The sequence below is a fragment of the Enterococcus sp. RIT-PI-f genome (assembly GCF_001297065.1).
Taxonomy (GTDB): Bacteria; Bacillota; Bacilli; order Lactobacillales; family Enterococcaceae; genus Enterococcus_D.
This window is the reverse complement of sequence record NZ_LHOX01000010.1, coordinates 71,337-90,035: the sequence shown is the minus strand read 5'-3', so window position 1 is coordinate 90,035 and position 18,699 is coordinate 71,337. Positions and strand designations below refer to the sequence as shown.

21 protein-coding genes are annotated in these 18,699 nt (G+C 42.0%); 5 read left to right on the top strand and 16 right to left on the bottom strand.

Annotated features, from left to right (window positions below):
* Positions 1 to 11 precede the first annotated feature (11 nt).
* Together AEQ18_RS03545 and AEQ18_RS03540 are read right to left on the bottom strand one after the other, a co-directional pair.
* Entirely contained in the window at positions 12 to 500 is a 489-nt protein-coding gene (locus AEQ18_RS03545; protein WP_054114988.1) for an AmiS/UreI family transporter, read from the bottom strand.
* Between the two features lie 93 nt (positions 501 to 593).
* Positions 594 to 935, bottom strand: a complete 342-nt coding sequence (locus AEQ18_RS03540) for a helix-turn-helix domain-containing protein (RefSeq protein WP_054114987.1) — start codon at positions 933 to 935, stop codon at positions 594 to 596.
* 204 nt (positions 936 to 1,139) lie between these two features.
* On the opposite strand from AEQ18_RS03540, the gene AEQ18_RS03535 reads away from it, so the two are divergent.
* Positions 1,140 to 1,382 (top strand): LexA family protein, encoded by a 243-nt coding sequence (locus AEQ18_RS03535; RefSeq protein WP_054114986.1) that lies wholly within the window; start codon positions 1,140 to 1,142, stop codon positions 1,380 to 1,382.
* A 77-nt stretch (positions 1,383 to 1,459) separates the two neighbouring features.
* Here AEQ18_RS03535 and AEQ18_RS03530 read toward each other — a convergent pair whose 3' ends face one another.
* Positions 1,460 to 2,416 (bottom strand): DNA/RNA non-specific endonuclease, encoded by a 957-nt coding sequence (locus tag AEQ18_RS03530; RefSeq protein ID WP_054114985.1) that lies wholly within the window; start codon positions 2,414 to 2,416, stop codon positions 1,460 to 1,462.
* A gap of 192 nt (positions 2,417 to 2,608) precedes the next feature.
* Here AEQ18_RS03530 and mgtE point away from each other — a divergent pair, with 192 nt between their 5' ends.
* Positions 2,609 to 3,967 carry a magnesium transporter gene (mgtE, locus tag AEQ18_RS03525; RefSeq protein WP_200908890.1) on the top strand — a complete coding sequence of 453 codons (1,359 nt, stop codon included), beginning with the start codon at positions 2,609 to 2,611 and terminating at the stop codon, positions 3,965 to 3,967.
* A gap of 169 nt (positions 3,968 to 4,136) precedes the next feature.
* On the opposite strand, the gene AEQ18_RS03520 is transcribed toward mgtE, so the two are convergent.
* The 4 genes from AEQ18_RS03520 to AEQ18_RS03505 form a co-directional block, all read right to left on the bottom strand.
* Entirely contained in the window at positions 4,137 to 4,490 is a 354-nt protein-coding gene (locus AEQ18_RS03520) for a DUF2200 domain-containing protein (RefSeq protein WP_054114983.1), read from the bottom strand.
* A 74-nt stretch (positions 4,491 to 4,564) separates the two neighbouring features.
* Positions 4,565 to 4,852 carry a hypothetical protein gene (locus tag AEQ18_RS03515; RefSeq protein WP_054114982.1) on the bottom strand — a complete coding sequence of 96 codons (288 nt, stop codon included), beginning with the start codon at positions 4,850 to 4,852 and terminating at the stop codon, positions 4,565 to 4,567.
* Entirely contained in the window at positions 4,849 to 5,124 is a 276-nt protein-coding gene (locus AEQ18_RS03510; RefSeq protein ID WP_054114981.1) for a hypothetical protein, read from the bottom strand. The genes AEQ18_RS03515 and AEQ18_RS03510 overlap by 4 nt, the downstream gene beginning before the upstream one ends.
* Positions 5,125 to 5,159: 35 nt before the next feature.
* Positions 5,160 to 5,528 carry a hypothetical protein gene (locus tag AEQ18_RS03505; RefSeq protein WP_054114980.1) on the bottom strand — a complete coding sequence of 123 codons (369 nt, stop codon included), beginning with the start codon at positions 5,526 to 5,528 and terminating at the stop codon, positions 5,160 to 5,162.
* A gap of 496 nt (positions 5,529 to 6,024) precedes the next feature.
* Here AEQ18_RS03505 and AEQ18_RS03500 point away from each other — a divergent pair, with 496 nt between their 5' ends.
* From AEQ18_RS03500 to AEQ18_RS15670, 3 genes are all read left to right on the top strand, one after another.
* A complete protein-coding gene (locus AEQ18_RS03500) occupies positions 6,025 to 6,816 on the top strand; it encodes a WxL domain-containing protein (protein ID WP_082348594.1) in 792 nt (263 codons plus the stop codon).
* Positions 6,817 to 6,844: 28 nt separating this feature from the next.
* Entirely contained in the window at positions 6,845 to 7,912 is a 1,068-nt protein-coding gene (locus AEQ18_RS03495) for a DUF916 and DUF3324 domain-containing protein (protein ID WP_235505481.1), read from the top strand.
* Positions 7,913 to 8,472: 560 nt separating this feature from the next.
* The gene (locus AEQ18_RS15670) at positions 8,473 to 8,619 is read left to right on the top strand and encodes a hypothetical protein (RefSeq protein ID WP_160316048.1); all 147 of its coding nucleotides are present in this window, start codon (positions 8,473 to 8,475) and stop codon (positions 8,617 to 8,619) included.
* Between the two features lie 320 nt (positions 8,620 to 8,939).
* Here the strand turns inward: AEQ18_RS15670 and AEQ18_RS03490 are convergent, their stop codons facing one another.
* The 9 genes from AEQ18_RS03490 to aroA form a co-directional block, all read right to left on the bottom strand.
* Positions 8,940 to 9,791: a sce7725 family protein gene (locus AEQ18_RS03490; RefSeq protein ID WP_054114977.1), complete on the bottom strand. Its 852-nt coding sequence runs from the start codon at positions 9,789 to 9,791 to the stop codon at positions 8,940 to 8,942.
* Positions 9,792 to 9,795: 4 nt separating this feature from the next.
* The gene (locus AEQ18_RS03485; protein WP_054115028.1) at positions 9,796 to 10,476 is read right to left on the bottom strand and encodes a hypothetical protein; all 681 of its coding nucleotides are present in this window, start codon (positions 10,474 to 10,476) and stop codon (positions 9,796 to 9,798) included.
* Between the two features lie 188 nt (positions 10,477 to 10,664).
* A complete protein-coding gene (locus AEQ18_RS03480) occupies positions 10,665 to 12,950 on the bottom strand; it encodes an AAA family ATPase (protein WP_054114976.1) in 2,286 nt (761 codons plus the stop codon).
* Between the two features lie 17 nt (positions 12,951 to 12,967).
* Positions 12,968 to 13,438, bottom strand: a complete 471-nt coding sequence (locus AEQ18_RS03475; protein ID WP_054114975.1) for a DUF6530 family protein — start codon at positions 13,436 to 13,438, stop codon at positions 12,968 to 12,970.
* Between the two features lie 178 nt (positions 13,439 to 13,616).
* Positions 13,617 to 14,465: a DegV family protein gene (locus AEQ18_RS03470; protein WP_054114974.1), complete on the bottom strand. Its 849-nt coding sequence runs from the start codon at positions 14,463 to 14,465 to the stop codon at positions 13,617 to 13,619.
* A gap of 93 nt (positions 14,466 to 14,558) precedes the next feature.
* Positions 14,559 to 15,821: an LCP family protein gene (locus AEQ18_RS03465; RefSeq protein ID WP_054114973.1), complete on the bottom strand. Its 1,263-nt coding sequence runs from the start codon at positions 15,819 to 15,821 to the stop codon at positions 14,559 to 14,561.
* Positions 15,822 to 16,049: 228 nt separating this feature from the next.
* Positions 16,050 to 16,901 (bottom strand): prephenate dehydratase, encoded by an 852-nt coding sequence (gene pheA, locus AEQ18_RS03460; protein WP_054114972.1) that lies wholly within the window; start codon positions 16,899 to 16,901, stop codon positions 16,050 to 16,052.
* Between the two features lies 1 nt (position 16,902).
* A complete protein-coding gene (locus tag AEQ18_RS03455) occupies positions 16,903 to 17,409 on the bottom strand; it encodes a shikimate kinase (protein WP_054114971.1) in 507 nt (168 codons plus the stop codon).
* Positions 17,406 to 18,695 (bottom strand): 3-phosphoshikimate 1-carboxyvinyltransferase, encoded by a 1,290-nt coding sequence (gene aroA / locus AEQ18_RS03450; protein ID WP_054114970.1) that lies wholly within the window; start codon positions 18,693 to 18,695, stop codon positions 17,406 to 17,408. The genes AEQ18_RS03455 and aroA overlap by 4 nt, the downstream gene beginning before the upstream one ends.
* Positions 18,696 to 18,699 lie beyond the last annotated feature (4 nt).

Sequence of the window (18,699 nt, the reverse complement as noted above, 5' to 3'; positions counted from 1 at the left end):
ATCGCTTTTTTCTATGCGTACAAACCAGTCAGCATCAAAATACCTGGCAGCCAGGTTGTAAAGACCCCGCAAAAGATCGCAAAATAGTGGATTGACTTGCCAAAAGCAACATGCATCACAGAATCTAAAAATCCACAGAACCACAATATGCCCCAAATCAACCAAATGAAGGCAAAGGCCCAGTCATTTTCCCATTGCCAACTGATCCAGGCAAAAGGAATCGTGTTGATTGCGACGAACAACGCATAAATGCCATAAATCCGCATGTCTAAATCAAAGAGATACAAGATGCCCACTAACAGATACGTAAAGGCAAAGAGAAAGCCTGTACCTGCTTCGTAATAAGCCCCTTGAAACATGTATATGAGGTTGATGATGAATGATAACGAGCCAGTACATAAATTGATCAATGATAATGAACGATGATCAACAGACAACAAACTGCCCCAACCATTGATTATTAAGGTAATTCCAACGAAAAATAATCCAATACCTAACATAAATACCCTCCCTTATTCTTTATTTAGAATAACAAAAACAGGGAGGGATGAAAAGAGTTGTAAAATTAAAATCATTTTTATTAAAAAAAATAACTATTTTTGACTTTTTTTACGCTTTAATTTGATAAAATCAATATAATCAAGGATGTCGGCAATTTCTTCTTCGGACATGGCATCATCGACCACACTGATTATTTTCTGTTGTTGTGCATTTAGCTCCTCTGGAGAATAATACACTGGTTCTCCAATAAGCAAGGGTAAGGGGACTGAAAGTGCATCTGCAAGTTTTTTGGCGGTATCGATGTGGGCTGTTTTACGCTTGCCGTTTTCAAAACGTGAGATTTGGGCCGCACTGACGCCAGATTTCAACGCCAACTGGTTGACGCCTAGTTGTTTGTCTTCACGGAATTTTTTTAGATTTTCGCCAAAACTCATGTATGTTCCTCGTTTCATTTGCTTGTTAATTTTATGATACGGGCTAAAGAATTGAATTGCGATGAAAACTATGGCTGAAAAGAAAAAACTGTTGTTCACTGGTAATATCTCCTTTATACTATTACCAAAGGGCAACGGAGGTATCCGAGATACAAGGTAAAGGTTCAAATCACACAAAACTATCTTTTAGAAAGGGGACGCTACATGTTACGAAGAGATCGAATTATTGTATTTATTGATAGCTATATGCGAGAACAAGGTTGTTCACCTACTGTCAGAGAAATTTGTGCCAACGAAGGAATCAAGACGACTTCTCTGATTCATCGTCATCTGGTTCGGATGGAAAAAAAGGGACTGATTTATCGCGAGCGCCGCTTCCAATCCCGGGGGCTGCGTTTTACGGATAAAGGACGTGCTTATGTATCAGAAGTCAAGGCAGCTGAGTAAGCAACAGCGTAAGTGGACGCGTGAAGCAAGTACAAAAAATCGTCCTTATGCCAAAATAAAAAAGCCCAGTGGCTTTTTTATTTTGGTGCACGATAACCAGCCGCTTTTGCTTCAGCAATCGTCTTGAACCATTCTTTGGGATTGGTTGTTTCGTCATAGTAGTTTGAACCCGGCAGGTGATAGATCCCGCTTTTTGAGCCTTTGATCAAGCCATTTCCTTGCTGATCGACATAACTGACTTGATCCGCTGAAGGACTGGTATCAGTATTATCGGCGCTTACAGTTGTTTCACTGTTATTCGTCGTAGAAGTCGTCGGGTTTGTTTCGTCAGAAAGGCGGCTAGTACCATCTTGGTAGTTGATCGTAACACCGTTTTGGATATTGAAAATATAGATATTGAACTGAATCGTGTCATCTCCAATAGATTGGGCTTGCATGTGTACCCCGCGGGCCACCAATTCATCCCCGCGATAAATAGGTGTAACAGCATAGCGGACATAGTGACTGGCATTTTGTTTCAAATAATGATTGATATCCATTTCAAAACGCAGCATTTCAGGATTGTTCAATTGACTAGTACCTGTGATCAAGTTTTTCCAATTGGCATTTTCACCAGCCAATGCAAACCCAATCAAATGGGTTCGATTGTATAGATAACTGCCGCTGGGTAACTCTTTGTTATGCCAACCTGTTGGTTTGACACTTGAAATGTCGCCACGTTTTTCTGTAGGCATCAACGATTGATTCAGCATCGCTTCAGCGGCTGTCGCTCGATTAAGGGTGTCTAAATCGCCGTAGCGTGCCCAAGCCCCTTCAGATGTAGACAGTGCTTCTTTTGAAAAGGTCGGTTGATTGTTGTTGACTTCAATCGTCTGGGTGCCCTCATAGGACAACTGTGCCAATTCTGACTCAGCGGCACTGATGGTGGCTTGCGGTTCTTCAGCAGGAGAGAAGAACGTTTGTTGTCCCCAAAGTGCCAAACCAACCAGTCCAATTGCGATCAAACTGTGGATCTTATGTGTCTTTTTTTTCATATCGCTATCCTTTGCTTTTTTCTTTAACCTCGGTTTATTATATAACAAATCCAGATGAGTTCAAGCACAACCTTACTTGTTGTATTTGTTTAAGCAACACATTATTATTCAATAGAAAGGATTTGTGTTGCGTATAGAATTTAGTTGCGATAGGATGACATAGAAGATACATGGAAAAAGGAGATGAGATACATGGAAGATACACTTTTACATCATTTGCATACAAACGACACGGAGGCGTTGAAAACATTCCTTTTCACGATTGAAGAATTGCCTTTATTACAGGTTTTCACATCCTTATCCGCCAATGAGAAAGCCATTGTTTTTCGCTTATTGCCAAAGGATAAGGCGTTGGCCTTGTTTGAAGCGCTACAACCAACTGCGCAACACCATTTATTGCGTTCTTTCACGGATGAAGGCGCAACTGAATTTTTCAACGACATGGCACCTGATGTTCGGGTCCGGTTATTGGATGAATTGCCAGCAAGCGTCACCAAGAAATTGCTGCAATCATTGACGGCTTCTGAAAGGGACGCAACCAATTTGCTTTTAGGCTATGAACGAGAAACTGCAGGCCGTTTGATGACACCAGAATTTATTACCTTAAAAAAAGAAATGACAGTAGAGGACGCTTTAGCAAAAGTACGCCTGCAAGCCAGAGAAAAAGAAACGATCTATACACTCTATGTCACTGATCAAACGAAAAAATTACAGGGTGTTTTATCGTTGAAAGAATTATTGATTGCCGAAGGCCCACAATTGATTGCAGACATCATGTCCCATGAGGTCATTTATGTTGCGACGGATACCGATCAAGAAGAAGCAGCTCGTTTGTTGAACGAGATCGATGTGATCGCACTTCCTGTCGTGGATCGTGAATCCCGGATTGTCGGTATTGTCACTGTCGACGATGCCATCGACATTCTGGAACAAGAAGCGACAGAGGATATGTTCAACCAGGCTGGGTTAGCGGATGTTGCCTCGAATGAAGCTGATCGCAGCAACGTCTTGATCAATGGCAATGTTTGGCAAATCTGGAAAGTACGGCTGCCTTTCTTAGTCATTACATTGATTGCTGGTTTGTTAGCCGGTGTCGTGATCGATGAATTTGAACAGACATTGGAATCAGTTGCAGCCGTCGCGATTTTTATTCCATTGATCATGGATATGGGCGGGAACGTCGGCACACAATCGTCGACAGTATTCGTTCGGGGGATGTCTTTAGGGCATATAGATCTTTCATCTTTCACTAAATACTTTTTAAAAGAAATCTGGATCGGCTTGAGTTTGGGTCTGATCGTGGGCGTTATTTCTGGTGTAGCTGCTGCTTTTTGGCAAGGTATCCCGATGCTAGGCGTCGCTGTCGGCATCTCATTGGTCTTTGCCATGACATTGGCTGCAGCATTAGGCTTCCTAGTTCCTTTTGTCTTGATCAAATTGAATATTGACCAGGCAGCTGGCTCAGCACCGATCATTACTTCAATCAAAGATATCGCAGGGTTGTTTATTTACTTTGTATCGGTGAATGCATTACTGGGACATCTGTTGTAAAAAGCTATCCAAAGATGATGGAAGATGTTCACATGAATAACCAAAAAGAGACACCCTCACTACAATGGTAAACGTAGTGAGGGTGTCTTAGGCGTATGCCCCTGCCAAGGTATGTCTAGTATAGTTGCTTTGTCATAGAAACACAATCCTATTTTGAAAAAATGATCGATCAGCTTTCTCGCAAAATCTTTTGCAGCGCTTTGCCTTTGGCCAATTCATCGATCAGCTTATCTAAATAACGAATCTCTTGCACCATAGGCTCTTCGATCTCTTCGACACGGATCCCGCAAATAACGCCAGTGATCATTTTTCTAGCTGGGTTCAAGCGCGGGGTTTGAGTAAAAAAATCAGCCATTGACACTGCGCTTGAAGCTTGTGTGTCAATGCCGGTTTGGTCATACCCAGTCAACCACTGAATAATCGCATCTACTTCTGCTTTAGACCGCTGCTTTCTTTCGGCTTTAGCGATATAGAGGGGATAGACCTTTGCAAAACTGATTTCGGTGATATGTTGTCTAGCCATTTGTCTGCTTCCTTTCTTTTTCTTCAGCATACGTGATTGCGCTAGAATTGTCGAGTGTCAGTATAAAAGATATGTCAGAAAATGATTTTCCCATCTTGTTCACGAAATCCATACACTGGTTGCCGTTGCGCACCATCCCAATAACGCAGGGTCAAATTTTTGTGCAGCATCAATTGCGTATACAATTCCTTTAGCGTCAAGGCGGATTTGTGGGGTTCAAAAAACAGGATCAATTGATCGTGACTATCCACAGCGATCGTTGTGAAAGGAACTAGTTTCGCCTTGTATTGTAAGTATATACCAGTCAATTTTTCTGGATCGGCGCCATTGGATAAAGCAGTGAGTAAATCACGGGCTTTCATGATTGTTCCACCTTTACAGGTCGTTGGCAGTGATCCATGTCCAACATGATTTTTGTCTTGCCATACACAGTATATTTTTGGACCACAAACTGTTTACGAGGGTTCCAGTAGCCGCCGACGACTACATACATGCCTTCATCCACATCACCTAAGAAGTTCAAACTATGTTTAGCGATCAGGCAATTGGTCGTACCAATCGTAAAACGCAAGAGGGGAGGTGCCCCAAAAGACAACATTTTGATTTTTGAAACTGTTCCTTTCATCGTTTCCAAGATCAATCATTCCTTTCTATGCCATAGCCTGCTCTTTAACCTTCCACATCAAACCATTTTTTTTCTTCAAAAAAAGCCGCGTGCCGAATTTCATCATAATGCACCTTTTCCGTCGTTTCTCCGCTGAGATAGATACCAAGGGAATCATAGCCGCTGATTTTGCCTATGATGTCTGGTGGATAGTGCCCCTCTGGATCGACTTCTTCCCGTTGGATCGCTACGGTGTAATTCTTTTTCATCGCTTCAAATAAACACTGATTGATTTCTTCTGGTGTGAGTGCTTGCTTTGGCGGACAGTGAAACTGCCGTAAAGCTTCCGTATCGATTTCCGTTGTATGTTCAGAAAGAAAAAAACCTTGCCATTTTAATTTTTTCCGATCTTCATAAGGTTGTATCATACCCATCACGATCACCTCTTAGCTATATCATACAAACATTTGTTCCCTTTTGTAAAGCGAACAGTTTTTTAAATTTACGTTTTACGCAACAATAGCATCGATTCGGGCAAAACTTGTATTCAGCATGATAGAAGGTACATGTGGGGATGAGAAAAGAGCGTTGTTTTCTCAGAATAGGCTAATGTCTGAAAAAAAATCCTTTAGAGAAAGCAGTATTATACGTTGAATCATTATCAGAAAAGTTATTTAAAAATCATTGGATACTGACAGTATCGCAACAAGTAGTTCTTTTCATTTCTTTTTGTTTCATTTTAAAAAAACAGGTTTTTTAAAAATAACTTTCCGAATGTATAGTGAATGGTGTGCCAATGTTTGCGCTCTTGCGACGTAAGCTTGTTTGTTGACCAAGAGGGCATCTTTGGGACTAATTTAGATGATGCAAGGCCATCTGTTTCATTATGTTCACCAAAAAAGTTCAAAAGGAAAGAAGGAGAATGAAATCATGAAAAGTCATCAAATTGCAACCGCAGCAACCATCACAGCCCTAGCTTTGGGCAGTACTCAGACCATTTTTGCCGAAGAAACGACGGAAACCGAACTGAAATCTGTGCAAACGCAAGGAACGATCACGTTCGAGAGTCCAGATGGGCCTTCGATCATTGTTCCGCCAGTTGAAGAACCAGACATTATCCCAGAAGAACCAGATGAAACTGCAGGGCCTTTGGCCATCGTTCATGCGCCGAATCTAGACTTCGGGACGCAAGAGATTTCAGTTCAAGACGAAACATATACAATGCTGGCAGAAAAAGCAAAGACTAAAGATGGAAAAGAGGTACCCTATGTCAGTTTTGTTCAAGTACAAGATTTACGTGGTTCAAATGCTGGATGGAGTCTAATGGTCAGCCTAAGTGATTTTACATCAGACAATACCCAAAATAATATTCTTAAAGGTGCTGCACTGACATTTACCCCCGGTGTACTGAATTATTCTGGGGATGACATCAGTAAACCAGGATTCGTTGAAACATTGGAAATAGGTGCGAAAAGTTCCAACACTGTAGTAATAGATGCGCAAACCAAAGTCGTAGAGGACAAAACAGTCGGGGAAGGGGCAGGTGTAACATCGTTGGTTTGGGGGGATCAAGAAAAATTGAACAAAGCAGAGCCTGATGAACAGGTATTGAATGACGCGATTACACTCTTTGTACCAAAAACAGCCACCAAAGATGCTGCAGAATATACAGCAACGCTGACGTGGGAGTTAACAAGTACACCTGCAAATGTCATCGACTAGTAGAAAATAGGAAAGGAAATTCTTCGGCATGCGATTTTTTAGATTAAACAATGTATTCGAAAAGAAGTCCATCATTACTATAAGTATGCTGATTTTTTTCTTCTTCGGAAGTAGCTTAACCCATGCGGATGACAGAGCTGACTTTTATGTCACACCAAATTTACCGAAAAGTCAGCTTGCCGATAGTGAAAATTATTTCAATGTATTGTTGGCGCCTCATACAAAAGAAGCTTTGAAATTAACCTTGATCAACGCAAAAAATGAACCGTTGACCATCAATGTTACAGCCCATACAGCCTATACGAATAACAATGGCGTCGTAGAGTATGGGAAAGATGCGGACACCGCGGATGCGTCATTGAACTGGTCGATCGCAGCGTTATTGGCAACCCCAGGTATCGTTAAACTGAAAGCCAATGAAACAAAAACGATCGATATCACCCTTACAATGCCAAAAGAACCATTCTCTGGCGTATTGGCAGGAGGAATCAGACTGCAAAAAACAAAAGAATCTGAAGGCTCTGAAGACACAACAGAAGAAACCGATGAAAGCCAACAACTGTCCATCGAAAATGAATTTGCTTATGTGATTGGTGTGGTGGCCAGAAATGAACAAGAAAGCATGTCGCCTGATTTGACGTTGCTGGATGTATTCCCTGATCAACTGAACTATCGCAACGTCTTCAGTGCAACGATACACAACAGCTTACCCACTTATGTGAACCAACTAACTGTTGCGGCAAAAATAAAACGTAAAGGCAGCAATGACATACTGTACCAAACGAAAAAAGAAACGATGCAAATGGCGCCCAACTCATCCTTTGATTTTCCAATTTCTTTAGCAGGGGATTTCTTCAAAAGTGGCAGCTATGTCGCAGAAATCAGTGCTTCATCCGGAGAAAACACATGGGAATGGACCAAAGCATTTACAGTCAAATCAGAGGAAGCAAAGACATTCAACCAAAGCGATGTGACCATCGATCATTCTCTAAACTGGTGGTGGATCATCCCTGCTGTGATAATCAGTTTGTTGAGCATTATAGTTCTTCTTTTGGTCAAGCAAAGAAATCTCAATCACATGAGCCCAGATAACTAATGTCAGAATGGAATTGAAATCAAAAAAGGAGCAGTAAATCCTGCTCCTTTTTTGATTTTTAAACTTTTGAAAAAAATTATCTTCCGGAAGAGTAACAGATGCTTCGCTTCTTTTTGTTTCCTATTATTTTGCCATAAATATGATTTAAATAGAATTCATATTATTAAAATTGATAAATATGTTATAATTTTGAGGGGAGGGCAGTAAATTGCTAAAATTCATTATTGAGCATGTGCTCTTACCGCTTGCAGTTAGTTTGCTAGCGGTGTTGTTTGGCTATTGGCTAAACAAAAAACAAGACTAAAGTCGACGCATGACATCTAGTGGCAGCAACTGCTAGATGTCTTTTTTTGCACAAAAAAACGTAACTCGCAGCAACGAGTTACGCAAAGCAGTAAATGCTAAAATTCATTTCACAGATAGTATATATTATTTCTGTTAATTCGTCAATTTATCATTATCATTAGTCATATGTTGTAAGCCGAATGAATCGATCAATATCGGCGACAAGCTGAAAAACTCGATATCAAATTAAAACGATTATCCTCAAAGATATCAAATTGTCAATCGACCAGCAACGCTTAGAAATCATTCATGGTCAACAAATGCACATCAATGCAATCATTGATGATTTGTTAGCGCTGGGACCACAAACGTATCAAACAAATTTCAAGTTGATCATGAAAACACTAAAAAGAAGAACTTGAAACAACAAGTAACGAATTTGGGCTAAAAAGAGAGGTTTCTATGTAAAAATACGATTAAGAGGGACCATAAAAGGATAAAAACAGACTTGTTGGCGTCTTAACTTTTTTCTACATAACTTTGTATAATATATATTATGTAAACTAAAATAAATAATTTTTCTTACTGTCCCAGATTTGTTAAAAAATGCCTACATCCTCCCTCTTAGAACCACTTATTTGCCCTTGATATCTCTAAAACAACGCTACGTGCGAAAAAATTCGTAAAAAATACATAAGTATAACAAATATATCAATCAAATCACGTGCAAGCAAATGCCTGCCTAGGTCCACAAGCGACTGACGATTTCCAAGTGGTTCATGACTGATGCTTTGCGAATAACACCCATGCCTGGGAATTTTCCTTGATCAACAGCATTTTGAAGCAATTGCAATCCAGCGGTATTTGTCGGAAATCGTTGTTCATGATCAGAAAGTTGTGCCATTACTTGGAAAAATTTATCTTTCTGACTAGGCAGTTCGTCATCAGAAACCAAATGTGCGAGCTGTAGATCAGCCGTTTCATCTAAAAAAATCCAGTGAAGTGCGATACGATTTGACGGATAACTTGATTCGTAATATATTTTGCTATCGATCGAAAAGTCGCTGTATCCGTTAAATCCCAGTTGATGAAAAGACTTTTTTCGTGAAGAAAAAAATTCTGTGGCATATTCTGTGTAAAATAGATTTTTAGGTAAGCGCGTAAATGGATCTTCCAAAAGGATTTTGGGACCTTTCACATGTGTTAACAGACGAAATTCTTTGCTTACTAATGTTGGAATATGATTCGTCGACCAATCACTTGCTAAAGCAGCCTCAGAGTGATGAATGATCCACATATCAGGTTGTGTGTCATAGGTTTCGATGGGCTGTTCAACGATTCTTGCTTTGGCTAATGGAATGGCCGCCAATGCTTGCAATCCGTCATCCGTCAAGAAATCACCTGCACTCGGGTTGTCGATGATCAAACAAGGATGATTTTTTTGTTTAAACAAATCAATCAGTGTCCAAAAAGTTTTTGATTGTTTGACTGGTTCAATGATCGGTTGGATTTGTTTTGATAGCAGATCTGCTTCTAACAATGTTTTCAATGCCAGCAAATCAAATTGTTTGCCCCGTAAATATGGATAATACACCCGCTCACCTTCCCTCTTGTTGGTTGTGCAAAAATCGATTTTCCAATGCTTCATAGGCAATCCTTGTTGCAGCCAATTCTTCTTTTAGCGCTTCGATTGCTTGATTTTGGGTATCTTCAATGAAGCGGTCATAATAATTGACGCCTCCCCCGAACAAATCGTATTCCGGTTGTCGTTTCTTCAATTCCTGGTATAAACGTTCCGTCGAAAAGACTCTTAATCCACGGGCAGTTTGCTTGGCTTTGCCAACTTCCCTAGCTTGAGCTGAAATCAAACGAAACAAGAGCGCTTTTTCGGAAACTTGCAGTAGTTGCCGCTGCGGCTTCTTTTCGACGCTGAAATAGCCTTTCCTGCCACTTTCTTTGTCTATAAAAGAATGATAAACCAGTACTCCGATTGCTGGAAGGATTTGGTCTTTGACCTTTTCGTAGAGTGCTTTTGGCAAGACAAAATAATTATAGTGACCGATAAAAGACAATTTTGCTTTTGACCGAAAATCTGCCAAACTGACTTTTAATTCATAACAGCGCCATTCAAATTCGTTTTCTGCAGTCAAACGGCAGCTTAACGTATCGACAATGCCTTGGTCATCTGGCATCACGACTTCTTCAACCACGATGTCGCTGTTCTCACGGCAATAATAATAGAGTGCTTCTTCCATTTCGATCGTTAACGGGGTTTTCACAGCAATGCCTACTTTCTCAAATGAAAAATAATCTTCCATAAGTATAAAACATACGTTCCCTTTTTGGAAGTGTCTGACATAAATTTTGACTATTTCTTTCGTTTTAACAAAGTTTACATAATTTAATTATTGAAAACACGCAAACAAAGACCCGTTAAGGGAGCTGTTTGCGTGTTTTCACGGTGTCTTTATAGATACCTCACCAAAAGTTGCAACAACTGTTGCGGGAATGCGTGTAAATCAGACAAGTCGATGAAGCGTTCTGGGCCATAGATCGATTTGATGACATCTCGATCTTGACCGATGGCAGCTGCCAAAAACAACACCCCTTGACGTTCATAGTCTGCAATCACCTGCTGAATATCGCTCTTGGCTTTTTCCCCAGTATAATCAGGCAATGCTTTTGGTTGTCCGTCGCTGATATTCAAGACGAGTTTGGTTGTCGCTGCTTGTTGGCTGACGTGATGTGCTAAGACGCGTAACGCTGCGCCATCTCGATTGTTTTGCCGTGGTTTCATGGTCATGAGCTTCTCTGGGACAAAATCATATCCTTCGTGAAATTCCTTATAGGCATACAACGAGGTCTTTTCTCGTGCTGAGGTATCCGCTGTATCGCCGTAGATCATTAATGGTATTTGGACTTGTTGGGCAAACTCGGTCAACGCTAAGACTGCTTGTTGGGCATATTTGATGCGGTCTTCTCTGACCATAGATCCTGATTCGTCGATGCGGATCGCTACTGCCAAAGATGGTGTTTCATTGGGCGGATTCTTTTTGTCGAAGGTGCGTAAGTCTTGATAAACGACTTTACTCGCATCAAAACGTGTGCCGGTATATTGGCCCTTTTGATAGACACTTCCCTCTTCGTTTTCCAACAATTCTTTCGTTTGTTTCACCAAAGCATCAATCACAGGGTGTAAGGGTTGAATGAGCGCTTGTGCGGCCTTTCGCAGATGTAAATCTACAGCTGGTCGATGGACGATCAGCCCTTCTTTGGCATGGATCGATTCTTTTAACGCTTGGCGTGCTGTTTTTGACGCGTGGGCTTTTTCTTCTTTGTTCGTTGCCTCAAAAGCTTCAAGGGTCAATGAATGATCTGCAAGCTCCTGGTTGTCTGATTCAGTGCCGGTTGCGGCTTGTCCAGATTGACTTGCTGTCTCTGTATCCTCGAATAATCCAGCCGTATCTTGCGACGCTGTTTCTTTTTCTGAGACTGTTTCCTCAAGGGTTTCATCAGACGTTTTCTCAGGCAAGGTGTCGTTTTCTGCAGATGTAGAGGGTTCTTCCTCATTGAAAGCTGCTGTTAACTGAACATGTCCCTCGGTCGTGATATTTCTTTCTTGTGCTTCCACATCTGAAATACGGCGGCCAGCTGCTTTCTTGAAGTCTTGCAGTGGCTGTCCGTGGATCAGCAAGCGCAATTGTGCCAAAAGACCTGAAGTATCGAGAGCTGTTTGCAATAGTTGTAATTCGTTGTTGTCGGTTGTGACTTTGTATAATACTTTTTGATGGATCGTTTGCAAAGGATCTTGTCCTCGTTTGACTGCTTTTAGCCAATAAAAATAGGAACGCATGCCAGCTGCACCTTTAATAGCGTTCGCTTTAGCTGAGATGTCTAAGAGGCGAATGATTTCAGCCATTTTCTCTGCAACGGCTTGATTTTGGTAGCCGGTTTTGGCCATGCCGCGGTCAACCATCACACCTAAAGGCGGCAGATCCATTTTCTCTGCATGCTGCATCCGATCCCGCAAAGACTCATTCAGCGGTCGATTGCCTTGATAATTGCGATTGGTGGTGATTACAACCACACAATCTGGATGGCGTTGTACAAAACCCGTCGGAATATTCAACATGCCATTTTGTTCCAATGCTGAGTTTAGCGCCACCAACACTGAAGCATCGCGTATTACTGTTGGTTCCTGTATTTCTAAAAGATAGCCTTTCTCCATTGCTCGTACAATCTCAGAAGGATAGTATTTATAACGAACGATTGGCTGGTCCTCAGCGTCCTCTATACGCTGGATCAGTTCAGCAAACTTTTCTTTCCCACGTTCAGGTGTGACTGAAAAGTGACGTTCGATCAATTGCAGGACATCATCAAAACAATCGCTTTGGTAAATGGCATCCAGTAAGTCTTTATCCTCTTCTTGATCCGTATTGATCACAGGCAGCAGCGCACCGAAGATGTCTGATTTATCCATATCGGCAAAGCAGGTGATTTTTGTATAAGGCAACTGTAGATCCGCGGACAATGCTTTGGCCAATTGGGTTTTGCCTGAACCTGCATCACCTTCTAACAAGATATTGAATAATTTCAGTTCAGGGTCATCCCAATTACCGGCAATCTCTGAGGCAATCCGCAATTCTTCAGCACTCGTCTGATGGCTCGCTGGTTTTTGCCAGATCATCATTCGTTCCAACTTGCTGAAGTCGCGCCCGGTTGTCACTGCATAGGGAAAATCGGGTTGTTTCATATGTATCGGCTCCTTTCTTAATAACCCAAATCTTCAAGCAACCGTTTGAGTATTTTATATCTTTCGCCAATCAATTCGCCATTTTTTTGCAAGGTATCGTAAAAAGTCAAAATATCGGGATCGATAGTAGGATTTTCTGTATTGATTTCTGCTGTCATTCGATTGCCTTGGATACCAATAATATCGATCAATGGATTTTCTGGATCATAAAATTTTTCGTGACGATAGGCTTCTTGAAAGTATAAGCTAGACTGCGCAGTCAAAATCGCCATGTCTAAAATTCGTGTCAAAGGCATTTCTTCTGCCGCCATGGATGAATCAGCATGTTCATGCCATATTGCACCGATGATATCATTGGGATTTTTTTCAGGATCTAGCCCTAAGGATAGTGCTTTGGCATCTGTATGCAGGGCATTCCGACCATCGATTTGATCGTAATGCTCAACTTTTACTACAGGTTTATGTTGTTGATCTTCAGGTATTTTCACATGAACACTCCTTAACTAAATGCGTTTGATGCTACTTATCAGTATAGATATCTACTAGCGGATACTCAAGCAATACACTTACATGCAACGAGGCGTTCACTAGATAAAAAGCGTCAATCAGGTGCTCGACCTGATTGACGCATGCGCTTAGGGATAACGATAAACTTGATCCAGTCGCTTATTGTGCAGAAAGTGCAATACCGATTGCTTTTTCGCCTAAATGAGAACCAATGACTGGTCCAAAATGACCAATTTCAATGTCGGCATTGGGGTATTTGACTTGCAGTTTTTCTTTTTCTTCTTCGGCAACAGCCAAATTATTGGCATGGATCACATAGAACTTCACTGGATAAGCAATATCTGCTTCTCGCTGGCCGATAATATCTTCTGCGCGATTGAAGGCTTTTTTACTGGATCGCACTTTTTCATGAAGAACGATCTTTCCTTCATCAAATGTGAGTATCGGTTTGATTTTTAAGAGTCCGCCAATCAATGCTGCACCATTGGTCAAACGTCCGCCACGAACCAAATTGTTCAAATCATCGACGATCAAATAGGCATAGGTGTTTTCTTTGATGATGTCTAAATGAGCCAAAATATCTGTCAAGGATTGGCCTTGCTTTGAAAGATCCAACGCAGCTTCTACCATGTGTCCCATAGGCATACTGGTGATTTTTGAATCGTAAGGAATGATCTCAACACCTTCGATTTCATCTTTGATGCCATATAATGTATTGATAAATCCAGAGATACCACTAGATAAGTGGATACTGATGATCGTGTCATACCCACGATCACGCAAAGAAGTATATAGATCCATCACTTCTCCTAAAACCGGTTGTGAAGTGGTGGGGAATTCTTTGCTGTTTTTTAAAAGTGCATAATATTCATCCGCTTCGATGTCGATTCCCTCATTGTAGATTTTTCCATCTAAGATAACAGGTATCGGGATGACAAACAAATCCTCATGATTCTTGATCCGTTCCGGCAGATAAGCGGTACTGTCAGTTACAACGGCTAATTTCATTCTTTTTCCTCGTTTCAAGCTATTTCAAACGTCATTAATAATATAGCACAATTTTGCTTGCTTTCAAATGATTTTCAGAAGATTTCCCATTTCCTACTGATTGAAGAAATCAGTGATTGCTTGCTGATTTGTTGGTAAATCTACGACCAATACACTGCCTGCTGTGGCCGAATTTCCATACTGCCATGAGTCATCGACCGGAACAGTCAAGCGCTTAATACCAGCGGCGCCCCGCGCAATGGAGAAGGTATTCTTTAGTAAAAAGGTAACTGGCAAGTTGGTTGAAGCGTAGCCGAGTACTTTACCCGCAGCATATGGCAATTTGGCGATCGACAATGGATTTTTCATCTCGCTGAAAATGGCATCAATCACTTGTTGCTGACGACGCACCCGACCAAAATCGCCTTCTTCATCCATGCGAAAACGCGCATATTGCAGCAATTCTAACCCATTCATCTGCTGCTGTCCTTTTTTGATGGCTACTTCCAGATTTTTGCTCATATCTTTTTCGGCATTGATTGAGACACCAGAAGGGAATAATGTATCAATCACTTTCTCAAATGATTGGAAATCAACCTTCGTGTAGTATTTGGTCTCAACACCAAAATTTTGAGCCAACGTTTGTCGCACCAGTTCGGCACCGCCAAAAGCGTATGCCGCATTGATTTTGTTTTCCCCATATCCAGGAATCGTCACCAATGTGTCACGCATAAATGAGACCAGCTTAGGTTGTCCTCCGCCATCTAGTTGCAGTACCATGATGGTATCTGCACGGCCCGTCTCCCCTTCGCGGCTGTCACTACCAATCAGTAAAATGTTATTGCTGCCGTCTGCTGATGTGACACCATTAAAGGTTTCAGCGTCATCTTTTGGAATCGATGCGTCGCTTCTTGCTACCTGTTGACCAATAAAAAAGGCTCCGACTGAATAAATCAATAAAAAGAGCAGTATGCGGATAACAATTCTTAAAAATGGTCTTTTCTTACGTTTTTTCTGTGCTTGTTTTTGCTGATTCTTTTGTTTTTTTGCTTGTTTTTTGGTTTCTTGATTTGTCGATTGCCCACGATTGGCTGAATCGGTGCCGCGGGCAGTGCTTTGCTTCGTATTTGACTCTCGGTTGTGTTGCGTATGGCCTTGTCTGATCTGCGTATGCGGTACGCGAGGATCAATAGACACCGACGATGAACGACGATGTGTGTTTGATTGATCTTCAAGAGACTGATCATAGGCAGCGTCATCTTCTGGATCCTGCGCCTCTTGCGCGATGGTTCTGCGGGCAAAAATACTCTCTTTCGATGTCTGTTTCTCTTCTGCCAATTTTTTATGTAGTTCTTTGTTTCGTTCCATCCGACTCATTGCGGTTTTCCTCCAATAAAATAGCTTTCTATCTATAAGGATACCTTACCCCTCACAGAAAGAAAGCTGTTTGTTTAAAATTTAATCTTTTTCTAGGAAAACAGACGCGCTTCACAGGTGTTTTATAGCGCCGTGACGCAGCTGACGCACTGTTTGAACCTCTTGGTAAAACCCTGTCAATGCCAACGCATCGTTAGACGCTTTAAGGATGAAAGACTGTGACATGGTCTACCTCACTTTCTTTTCTTCAACTGGATAAACACCCAGTAGATGGACCCCACTGCCTAAGAGCTGAATCTCCTCAAACGCATTGGCTATCAATTGGATCGGTTTATCCACGACCAAGTCGATCACAAAAAAATATTCCCCTAGCGTTGTTTTTGACGGTCGGGACTCGATTTTACTCAAATCGATATCACGCCAGCCAAAAGCAGCCAAAATCTTGTGTAAAATGCCCGGTTGATTGGCTGGCAATGTAACAAAAATCGTTGCTTTAGCAGCATCGTCAGAAACAGCATCCAACTGAGCTGCTCCTTGTTTCATCACCCAAAAACGGGTTTGATTGAAGGAGACATCTTGGATATCTTCCGCCACTACGTGCAAGTCGTAGAAAGTTGCCGCTTCTTTGGAGGCAATCGCGGCCACCGTTTCATCGGGATGGTTTTTAACATAGAGCGCTGCAGTCGTGGTTGAAGCAACTGCTTCGATCACAGCGTGTTGATAATGGCTGTTTAGAAAATTGGTACATTGCGCTAGTGCTTGAGGATGAGAAATAATTCTTGTAATCAATGGAGAAGAGCCATTGCCAGCATCAGCTGTCACCAATTGATGGTTGATTGGCAGAATGAGTTCTTTCTCGATCGACAGCTGTTGTGCTCTAAATAGCGTGTCGATCGTCGCATGCACAGACCCTTCCAATGAATTTTCATTTGGCACGACGCACCGATCCACGACGCCGTCTACCAATGCTTGGATACACAAATGGATCGAAGGGTATGGCACCAATGTTTCATGGGCAAAGGCATCTTTGGCAGCAAGATATGTGAAGGAGTTCTCCGGACCTAAATAACCGATCTGCATACTATTCACCTACTTTTGTTATAATTTCTGCAACGATCTCCTGAGGTGCTTTGTTTGTCGTTTCCACCACCAACGTGGCACTTTCTTCATAAAAAGGAATTCTTGGTTGATAGACAGCCAGAATCTCAGCGGGTGTTTTTGATAAAACCAACGGGCGGATGTTTTCAGCATCGCCTTGCAGTCTAGTGATCAATTCTGCCGGATCAGTTTTTAGATAAACGACGCGAGGCATTTCTTTTAACAAGCCTCGGTTTTCTTCCTTCAAGACAATCCCGCCACCGGTTGAAATGATGGCTGATTTTGTCAAAGTTTCTGCTAATATACGGGTCTCGATTTCTCGAAAAGCTGGTTCACCATGGATAGAAAAGTAATCTTGGATACTCATGCCTATTTCTTCAGTGATCAAATCATCAAAGTCAATTTGCGGCAAGCCGGTTTCTTCAGCCAATAATTGGCCAATCGTCGTTTTGCCAGCACCCATAAAACCAATCAATACGATGCCATTCATTTTACTTCACCACCTTGTGCTAAAGTTGTGACATCATCAAAGAAATGAGGGTAAGAAACTGCCACAGCTTCTGCCCAATCCAACTCAACATCTTCATCTGTTAGCAATGCAGCGATCTGCAGCATCATACCGATGCGATGATCGCCTCGACTAGAAACTTGACCACCATGCAGTTTTGTCGGTCCATGGATAATCAGTCCATCGGCAGTCGGTGTGATATCCGCGCCTAACTTTTGCAACTCCTCGGCGGTGGCGTCGATACGGTTGGTTTCTTTGACTTTTAATTCTTCGGCGTCTTTGATCACAGTCGTACCATTGGCTTGTGTGGCTAAGAGTGCGATGATCGGCAATTCATCGATCAAGCGTGGAATGATATCTCCGGAAATCGTGATGCCTGTCAATTCAGATGAACGTATAGCGATCGTAGCAGATTGATTTTGCATATCTTGGTCATGGATAGACATGTCTGCGCCCATTTCTTCCAATACATCTAGGATGCCTGTTCTCGTTGGGTTGATGCCGACATTGGTCAATGTGACGTCGCTTTTCGGCATGATTGCTGCACCGGTCAAAAAGAATGCGGCGGAAGAAATATCTCCTGGAACGATCACTTCCTGTCCTTGCAGTGTTTGCGGACCCGTGACGGTGATTTTTTTCCCTTCAGTACTGATATTTCCGCCAAATTGACGAATCATCTCCTCGGTGTGATTGCGGCTGGCTTCTTTTTCGATAATCGTAGATGTACCTTTGGCTTGTAAGGCCGCAAAAATAATCGCTGATTTGACTTGGGCACTGGCTACAGGCATCGTATATGTGATGGGCAGCAGCGATTCTTTCCCGGCAACAGTGATGGGTGGAAATTCTGTGTTTTGATCGCCAGATAAGATTGCGCCCATTTCTCGTAAAGGCAGCATCACACGGTTCATTGGCCGTCGATTCAAAGAATCATCGCCATACAGGGTCGTTTCGAAAGACTGGCCAGCCAAGATCCCCATCATCAAGCGAATCGTCGTACCGGAATTGCCGATATCAATCGCCGTTTCTGCAGGTTTCAGCCCGTCAAATCCTTGGCCTTCGATGGTGATCGTTTCCCCATCATCAGTAATTGGTACGCCTAATTTTTGGAAAGCGTGCAAGGTACTGAAACAGTCCTTTCCCCTTAAAAAATTGCGAACGGTTGTCGTACCTTTAGCCAATGCACCGAACATAATGCTGCGGTGAGAAATGGATTTATCAGCGGGTACAGCGATCGTCCCGTTTAAATGCGTAGCTTTGACTAATTTCATCGTA

Excerpts from the sequence above, each read along its gene's own strand:
- AEQ18_RS03520 (WP_054114983.1), bottom strand. The coding sequence starts at position 4,490 with ATGGCTAGACAACATATCACCGAAATCAGTTTTGCAAAGGTCTATCCC.
- mgtE (WP_200908890.1), top strand. The coding sequence starts at position 2,609 with ATGGAAGATACACTTTTACATCATTTGCATACAAACGACACGGAGGCG.
- AEQ18_RS03455 (WP_054114971.1), bottom strand. The coding sequence starts at position 17,409 with ATGAATGGCATCGTATTGATTGGTTTTATGGGTGCTGGCAAAACGACG.
- pheA (WP_054114972.1), bottom strand. The coding sequence starts at position 16,901 with ATGCAGATCGGTTATTTAGGTCCGGAGAACTCCTTCACATATCTTGCT.
- AEQ18_RS03535 (WP_054114986.1), top strand. The coding sequence starts at position 1,140 with ATGTTACGAAGAGATCGAATTATTGTATTTATTGATAGCTATATGCGA.
- AEQ18_RS03505 (WP_054114980.1), bottom strand. The coding sequence starts at position 5,528 with ATGGGTATGATACAACCTTATGAAGATCGGAAAAAATTAAAATGGCAA.
- AEQ18_RS03470 (WP_054114974.1), bottom strand. The coding sequence starts at position 14,465 with ATGAAATTAGCCGTTGTAACTGACAGTACCGCTTATCTGCCGGAACGG.
- AEQ18_RS03545 (WP_054114988.1), bottom strand. The coding sequence starts at position 500 with ATGTTAGGTATTGGATTATTTTTCGTTGGAATTACCTTAATAATCAAT.
- AEQ18_RS03530 (WP_054114985.1), bottom strand. The coding sequence starts at position 2,416 with ATGAAAAAAAAGACACATAAGATCCACAGTTTGATCGCAATTGGACTG.
- AEQ18_RS03495 (WP_235505481.1), top strand. The coding sequence starts at position 6,845 with ATGCGATTTTTTAGATTAAACAATGTATTCGAAAAGAAGTCCATCATT.
- AEQ18_RS03480 (WP_054114976.1), bottom strand. The coding sequence starts at position 12,950 with ATGAAACAACCCGATTTTCCCTATGCAGTGACAACCGGGCGCGACTTC.
- AEQ18_RS03540 (WP_054114987.1), bottom strand. The coding sequence starts at position 935 with ATGAGTTTTGGCGAAAATCTAAAAAAATTCCGTGAAGACAAACAACTA.
- aroA (WP_054114970.1), bottom strand. The coding sequence starts at position 18,695 with ATGAAATTAGTCAAAGCTACGCATTTAAACGGGACGATCGCTGTACCC.
- AEQ18_RS03500 (WP_082348594.1), top strand. The coding sequence starts at position 6,025 with ATGAAAAGTCATCAAATTGCAACCGCAGCAACCATCACAGCCCTAGCT.
- AEQ18_RS03465 (WP_054114973.1), bottom strand. The coding sequence starts at position 15,821 with ATGAGTCGGATGGAACGAAACAAAGAACTACATAAAAAATTGGCAGAA.
- AEQ18_RS03515 (WP_054114982.1), bottom strand. The coding sequence starts at position 4,852 with ATGAAAGCCCGTGATTTACTCACTGCTTTATCCAATGGCGCCGATCCA.